At 41.7% G+C, this 785-nt stretch carries 1 protein-coding gene and 2 pseudogenes; 1 reads left to right on the top strand and 2 read right to left on the bottom strand.

The window, feature by feature from the left end:
* Positions 1-168 (bottom strand): annotated as a pseudogene (locus tag SPADD19_RS06490) (thymidine kinase); the annotation flags it as partial.
* A gap of 114 nt (positions 169-282) precedes the next feature.
* Here SPADD19_RS06490 and SPADD19_RS06485 point away from each other — a divergent pair.
* Positions 283-465: a 4-oxalocrotonate tautomerase gene (locus SPADD19_RS06485; protein WP_001117401.1), complete on the top strand. Its 183-nt coding sequence runs from the start codon at positions 283-285 to the stop codon at positions 463-465.
* Between the two features lie 58 nt (positions 466-523).
* Here the strand turns inward: SPADD19_RS06485 and SPADD19_RS06480 are convergent.
* Positions 524-785, bottom strand: a pseudogene (locus tag SPADD19_RS06480) (dihydroxy-acid dehydratase domain-containing protein); the annotation flags it as partial.

The following is a 785-nucleotide window of genomic DNA, read 5'->3' as shown; positions in this document are numbered from 1 at the left end:
TTTCATACCGATCCGACTAGAAACCACTCCTACTCCATCTCGTGTATCGATTGCCGAGGTCATGATGACGACGCTCTTGCCTTGCTCTTCATAATTATGGGCCACCTTCAAAATCTCAATGGTTTTCCCCGAGTTCATGGTCCCATATTTATAATATAATTGTGCCATTTTCCTTCTGTTCTCTCTAAAATGTGTTTCATTATCATTTTACCATAATTTTGCTAAGCTTTGTATCCCAAAATGTGATAAAATAGTCCTATATAAAATTTAGGAGGTGGCCATATGCCATTTGTACGAATTGACCTATTTGAAGGACGCACCTTGGAACAAAAGAAAGCCTTGGCCAAGGAAGTAACCGAAGCTGTTGTTCGCAATACTGGTGCTCCTCAGTCAGCTGTTCACGTCATCATTAACGATATGCCTGAAGGAACTTACTTCCCTCAAGGTGAAATGCGCACCAAATAATCGTTCCACTAAAAAACCTTTCTTGCTTGTGATATCACATAGCAGGAAAGGTTTTTTCTTATTTTTCTTGGGCTTGACGTTCTGCTTTCCGTTCTTCGAATTCTTCGTCACTCATCAAGGTTCCGCCGACATTGGCTGATTTGGCAAAGGCTGTATAGCGACGCAACCAACCGCTGGAGATTTTTGATTTGAAAGGTCTCAAATGTTTGCGACGTTCAGCAAGAGTTGCATCATCGACAAGTAGATCAAGGGTACGATTTGGTAGGTCAATCACGATTTCATCCCCATCTTCAATTAAGGCGATATTCCCACCTTCTGCT

This window comes from Streptococcus parasanguinis, assembly GCF_001578955.1.
GTDB lineage: Bacteria > Bacillota > Bacilli > Lactobacillales > Streptococcaceae > Streptococcus > Streptococcus parasanguinis_U.
The sequence above is the reverse complement of the archived record's forward strand: the minus strand, read 5'-3'. Positions and strand labels throughout refer to the sequence as shown.